The 5,717-nt window shown below is 40.1% G+C and carries 7 protein-coding genes; 6 read left to right on the top strand and 1 reads right to left on the bottom strand.

Annotated features, from left to right (window positions below; translation table 11 throughout):
* Positions 1–775 (bottom strand): ABC transporter substrate-binding protein (locus tag VLB74_RS02015; protein ID WP_325201806.1); only part of this gene is annotated, 775 nt, incomplete at its 3' end.
* Positions 776–962: 187 nt separating this feature from the next.
* Between VLB74_RS02015 and VLB74_RS02010 the strand changes: the two genes are divergently transcribed.
* The 6 genes from VLB74_RS02010 to VLB74_RS01985 all read left to right on the top strand — a co-directional run bounded on the left by VLB74_RS02010 (position 963) and on the right by VLB74_RS01985 (position 5,578).
* A complete protein-coding gene (locus VLB74_RS02010; RefSeq protein WP_325201805.1) occupies positions 963–1,349 on the top strand; it encodes a C1orf53 family protein in 387 nt (128 codons plus the stop codon).
* 92 nt (positions 1,350–1,441) lie between these two features.
* On the top strand, positions 1,442–2,152 hold the full coding sequence (locus tag VLB74_RS02005) for a hypothetical protein (RefSeq protein ID WP_325201804.1): 711 nt from the start codon (positions 1,442–1,444) through the stop codon (positions 2,150–2,152).
* Between the two features lie 88 nt (positions 2,153–2,240).
* Entirely contained in the window at positions 2,241–2,756 is a 516-nt protein-coding gene (gene cobU / locus VLB74_RS02000) for a bifunctional adenosylcobinamide kinase/adenosylcobinamide-phosphate guanylyltransferase (protein ID WP_325201803.1), read from the top strand.
* Positions 2,757–2,796: 40 nt separating this feature from the next.
* Complete coding sequence (cobT, locus tag VLB74_RS01995; protein WP_325201802.1) at positions 2,797–4,476, top strand: nicotinate-nucleotide--dimethylbenzimidazole phosphoribosyltransferase; 1,680 nt, start codon at positions 2,797–2,799, stop codon at positions 4,474–4,476.
* Positions 4,477–4,532: 56 nt separating this feature from the next.
* Positions 4,533–4,661 (top strand): hypothetical protein, encoded by a 129-nt coding sequence (locus VLB74_RS01990; protein ID WP_325201801.1) that lies wholly within the window; start codon positions 4,533–4,535, stop codon positions 4,659–4,661.
* Positions 4,662–4,780: 119 nt separating this feature from the next.
* Complete coding sequence (locus tag VLB74_RS01985; protein ID WP_325201800.1) at positions 4,781–5,578, top strand: adenosylcobinamide-GDP ribazoletransferase; 798 nt, start codon at positions 4,781–4,783, stop codon at positions 5,576–5,578.
* Positions 5,579–5,717: the final 139 nt, after the last annotated feature.

Here is a 5,717-nt window from a genome sequence, read left to right as displayed (position 1 = left end):
AACTGTTCCCTTTGGCAACATACCATTGGTCTTGATACATGGTTCCGTAAAGCACCGTAGTTTCTGCTTTGGTGTTTTTAACAGATTTCAAGGCCTCACTGTAATCGTTTACAATTTGGTCGAATAATTTTTCAGCTTCTTTCTGTTTTCCGAATAACGCTCCATATAGTTTTATCCATTCGGCTTTTCCTAATGGTGACTGTTCCATCCAATCGCCTTCAATCATCACTTTCAGTCCGCTTTTCTCAAGGTTTTGAATCATCGGATTATTGTTGTCTACGCCGAAAGTTACAATCAGTTCAGGAGCTAAATCGATAAGTTGCTCCATGTTGAGTTTTTCATTCTGACCAACGTTTTTTACCAAGCCTTTGTCAATTAGTGCACGTGTTTTTTCAGATGAAATATAATCGGTATGCGGAAATCCAACCAGTTTGTTTTCAACACCCAACATTTCTAGAAAAGGAACGTTGGTGGTTGAGGTAACAACGATAGACTGTAAAGGCACCTGAATTGTCGTGTGATTTTGTAAACTATCAGGAACTACAGCGTTTTTTTCTTTAAGGATATAAGTGAAATCACGGTTCGCATCCGGCCATGGATTGGTCACTTTTACAACGGAATAGCCATCATAGTCATAAATCGCAAGTCCGCTGGCATATTTAATTGTGTTTTCGGCAGTTACATTTTTTTCTATTGCTGTTTTTTCATTTTTCTGGCATCCAACGAAGGTCAGAAGAAAGAAAATAAACATCATTTTATAAAAATAATTCTTCATTATGTTGTATTTCGATGTCCGCAAAGGTATGAGAATTTGCAAAAAAATCCTGCTTATTTTTGGTTCAAGCGAAAGGAACAAATGATATCTTTACCCCATGGAATGCCCAAGAGTGTTTTAATGCAGTATCAAAGAAGGTCTTCTTGGGCATTACATATGACCGATAAAAAACAATAAGAATCCGCATATGAATGTCATAAAAGTAAAAAAATGCTCCAGCTGCGGAACTCCTTTTAATTGTGGTGACACACCCGAAGGAAGCAAATGCTGGTGCAATGATTTTCCGCCGATTTTTGCTCCGACAGATGTAATCGATTGTCTTTGTCCGGGTTGTTTTAAAAATGCCTGTGCCGTAAAAATAGAAGACTATGTAGGGACTGTGTCGCCGGAATCTGCAATGGAAAACCGAGCAAAAGATCTCCCGAAAACCACAAACCTGATTGAAGGAATCGATTATTATATCGAGAACGGAAATTACGTTTTCAAAGCCTGGTTCCATTTGAAAAGAGGGCATTGCTGTCAAAACGGGTGCCGACATTGCCCTTATGGTTTTGAAAGTAGGGATAAAATATAAGAGAAAAGGGAAAAGGGAAAAGGGAAAAGGTGTAAGAGGTGTAAGAGGTGTAAGAGGTGAAATTCTTATATTTACTATAAAAATAGGAAATCATGATAGCAAATTTACCAATCTACATTTCCGTTGTTTTTGTGCTGACGACATTAGCAACGTTGCTGCTTTTTTATCAGCTACTTAAGAATTCGGATAATGAAGGCATACGAAGAAAATCCAACACGATGGTATTCGGATTAATCGTTTGGCTCGCTTTAACGGCTATTCTGGCACTTAACGGTGTTTATAATTCCAATCTGGATAGCTTTCCGCCTAAAATTGCGATGTTCGGTGTCTGGCCAGGAATTCTAACGATTGTTGTTTTGTTTGCCACCGCTAAAGGGCGAAAGTTTATCGATTCGTTACCCTTACTGAACATCACTTACCTGAACACCATTAGAATTCCGGTGGAACTTGTTTTGTACTGGTTGTTTCTGTATAAAACGGTTCCGGAACTTATGACTTTTGCAGGACGTAATTTTGATATCTTTGCCGGGCTTTCAGCTCCTTTTGTTGCTTATTTCGGATTCAAAAAAGCGCTATTGAGCAGAAAATTAGTTTTAATCTGGAATTTTATTTGTCTCGGACTTTTAGCCAATATTGTCATAAATGCTATTTTGTCGATGCCAATTCCAATCCAGCAGTTTGCGTTTGATCAACCGAATGTCGCACTCCTGAATTTTCCGTTTACCTGGTTGCCGGTTTTTGTTGTTCCGATTGTTTTGTTCGGACATTTGGTATCGATCCGGCAGCTTTTGAGAGGGAAATAGAGAATAGAAGATAGAGAAGAGGTGAAAGAACCAAGAACCAAGAGCAAGAACCAAAAAGAAGGAATATAAAATACAAGTATTTTAGTAGATGATTTATTTAATAACAGGAGGGGAGCGCTCCGGAAAAAGCAGTTACGCCGAGAATCTGGCGAAAGAATTATCAGCTAACCCAATGTATGTGGCCACGGCAAGAAAATGGGATGACGATTTCCAAAAACGCATTGACCGTCATCAGCAAGGACGCGATGAAAGATGGATTAATGTAGAAAACGAAAAGTACTTAAGCGAAATCGATTTCTCCGGAAAAGTAGCTGTGGTCGATTGTGTAACACTTTGGCTGACTAATTTCTTCTTCGATACCAAAAATGATGTACAAACAAGTCTTGAGCAGGCTAAAGCTGAATTCGATAAAATGGCGAATCAGCAGGATACGACCATCATAATTATTACTAATGAAATCGGTATGGGGGTACATGCCGAAACCCATATCGGCAGAAAATTTACAGAACTTCAGGGGTGGATGAACCAATATCTGGCTAAAAATGCTGATGAGGTTGTGCTGATGGTATCCGGAATTCCGGTGAAAATAAAAGAAAGAAAATAAATTATAGATTTTAACTGACTGCAAATCTTATAGGAATTGAATGAAAGATTTATACGAAATTTTACAATCGCGCCGTGATACCCGCCATTTTACCAGCGAAGCTGTTCCGGAGCAAGTCATTCAGAAAGCATTGCTGGCAGGGCATTGGGCACCTTCCGTTGGGCTGACCGATGCTACGAAATATTATTTGATCACTTCAGACGAAATCAAAAAAGCCGTTAAGGAATTATTCTTGGAATATGATGAAAAAGCGGCTAATCAGACCGATAATCTCTATCAGAGGAAACAATATCAAAATCTGAAACTCGAAGCTATTGAAGAGGCTCCGTTGGGATTGGTAATCTGTTATGACCGTTCGGTTCTGAATAATTTTACCATCGGAACTGTTGGAAGTAATGAAGCGATAAAATTCAGCGCCGTTTGTGCTGCCCAAAATATTTGGTTGTCGTTAACGGAACAAGGCTATTCGATGGGCTGGGTTTCGATTCTGAATTATTATCAGTTTAAGAAATTACTGGGTTTACCCGAACATATTGAGCCTTTGGGGTATTTCTGTGTCGGAAAGCCCGCTACGAATTACAACAACCAGCCGATGCTGCAACAGTTGCAATGGAAACAGAAATCGGAAAAACCTTTTGTGGAAGAAATTTCCATGCTTAATAAAACCGAAACGGGTAATAACTCGGAGGTCGAAAGTGCACTTGAAAATGTTTCTGCAGAATTTGAAGCAGCACTACAGCATAAAATCGACCATAAGACCAAACCAACAGGCGCTTTGGGGATTCTGGAAGTTCTGGCAAAGCAAATCGGAACGGTTTTCAAAACCCTGGAACCGAAAATACTGCAGCCGAATATCGTTGTTTTTGCCGCCGATCACGGAATTGCCAATCACGGCGTAAGTGCCTATCCACAAGATGTGACTAGACAAATGGTGGCTAATTTCCTTGAAGGAGGCGCCGCGATTAATGTTTTCTGCAGACAAAATAATATTCAGTTGTCCGTGGTGGATTCGGGAGTGAATTATGATTTTGCGCCGATTTCCAATTTAATAGCCGCAAAAATCGACCGCGGGACCAAATCGTTTTTACAGGGTCCGGCCATGAGCAAAGAGCAATTGGAACTTTGTTTTGAAAAAGGAAGTGAGATCGTTTCGGTTATTGCACAAAAAGGAAGCAATTGCATCGGTTTTGGCGAAATGGGAATCGGAAACACCTCTACCGCTTCGGTATTGATGAGTGTCATCACCGGAATTCCAATTGAAGATTGCGTTGGAAAAGGTACCGGCGTAAATGACGAAAAACTCCGATTCAAGAACGAAATTCTGCGAAAGGCAATCGACAGTTACGATGGAAATGATTCTTTAGATGAAAAGTTAGCATATTTTGGCGGATTTGAGATCCTGCAAATGGCAGGAGGAATGTTGGAGGCTTATAAAAACAATATGCTTATTCTGGTTGACGGATTCATCTGTAGCGTGGCTTTTCTGATTGCTTTCAAGAAGAATCCTAATATTATGAAAAATGCTGTTTTCAGTCACCAATCTGCCGAACAAGCACATGTGAAATTGCTGAATTATTTAAATGTAAAAGCGATTTTGCAGCTGGACCTGCGATTAGGTGAAGGGACAGGTTGTGCCGTTGCGTTTCCTATTGTGCAGTCGGCCGTGGCTTTTCTGAATGAAATGGCCAGTTTTGAAAGTGCGGGGGTGAGTAATAAGTAGGTAGTTTTCAGTCGCAGTGATCAGAAGGCAGAAATTAGGAGACGGCAGAGAAGAAATTGAAGACGGAAGATTTGAATTTTATGGCGGAAGACTATTTCAAGCACCTGGAAGATCATTTCAAGCACTCGGAAGATCGTTTCAAGTACCCGGAAGCTCATTTCAGGGCATTGAAGACAGAATCTTAATAATAAAATAATCCGTGATTATCCGTGTTGCTTGCATCTGTTTCATCTGTGTTCCTAATCAATAAGTGGCAATAATGTTCAAATAATATAAATTCGGAACAATACGCGTTCCAATCAAAATGAAGAGAGAATTACATATATTTTTTACCGCGTTGATGTTTTACACCCGGATTCCGTGTCCGAAGAATATCAATCATGATCCCGATTATCTCAACAAAGCCTCTCGTTATTTTCCGTTGATTGGGTGGATAGTGGGAAGTGTGGCCTTTTGTGCCTACGCGGTTTTTGATTATCTGATTGCCCCGGAAATTGCCGTGCTGTTTTCGATGATAGCTTCGATTTTGGTTACAGGCGCTTTCCATGAAGACGGTTTTGCCGATGTTTGTGATGGATTTGGCGGCGGATGGACTAAGGAAAAAATTCTGATGATCATGAAGGACAGTGCCATCGGCGCTTATGGTGCAATTGGTGTTGGGCTGTTACTGTTGACCAAATTCATGTCGACAGATTTACTCTTAAAAAAGGCCGAAATTGCAAACCTGAATCCTTACCTTGTCTTCCTGTTACTTTTTGTTACAGCGCATTCAATAAGCCGTTTAGCTGCCGTTTCGATTGTTTTTACGCATGAATATTCGCGTGAAGATGCATCAAGTAAAAGTAAACCGATTGCCCAGAAATTCACTTGGAAGGAAGTGACTGGCGCTTTCTTTTTCGGATTGTTGCCGCTTCTTGTTTTGTCTTATTTCAAATGGCAATTCCTTTTTGTATTGATTCCGGTTTTTATAACCCGATATTTTATGGCGCGTTATTTTCAGAAATGGATTGGAGGCTATACCGGGGATTGTTTAGGAGCCACACAACAGGTTTGTGAAGTTGTTTTTTATCTTTCAGCGATTGCGATATGGAAGTTTATTTAGTCCGACATACCGAAACCGTTTGCAGAAAGGGAATCTGTTATGGGCAATCCGATGTGGGTTTGCTGGAACCTTTTATCGATCAGTTTGTAAGCATAAAAGAACAGATTCCGTCGGATGCTTTATTTTTTTCAAGTCCGTT

The organism is Flavobacterium sp., assembly GCF_035456225.1.
Lineage (GTDB): Bacteria > Bacteroidota > Bacteroidia > Flavobacteriales > Flavobacteriaceae > Flavobacterium.
Note: the sequence above shows the minus strand (reverse complement) of the source record. Positions and strands in the feature narration are given on the sequence as shown.

Bases quoted from the DNA above. Each gene is read 5' to 3' on its own strand.
- VLB74_RS01985 (WP_325201800.1), top strand. From the start codon at position 4,781: ATGAAGAGAGAATTACATATATTTTTTACCGCGTTGATGTTTTACACC.
- VLB74_RS02005 (WP_325201804.1), top strand. From the start codon at position 1,442: ATGATAGCAAATTTACCAATCTACATTTCCGTTGTTTTTGTGCTGACG.
- cobT (WP_325201802.1), top strand. From the start codon at position 2,797: ATGAAAGATTTATACGAAATTTTACAATCGCGCCGTGATACCCGCCAT.
- VLB74_RS02010 (WP_325201805.1), top strand. From the start codon at position 963: ATGAATGTCATAAAAGTAAAAAAATGCTCCAGCTGCGGAACTCCTTTT.
- cobU (WP_325201803.1), top strand. From the start codon at position 2,241: ATGATTTATTTAATAACAGGAGGGGAGCGCTCCGGAAAAAGCAGTTAC.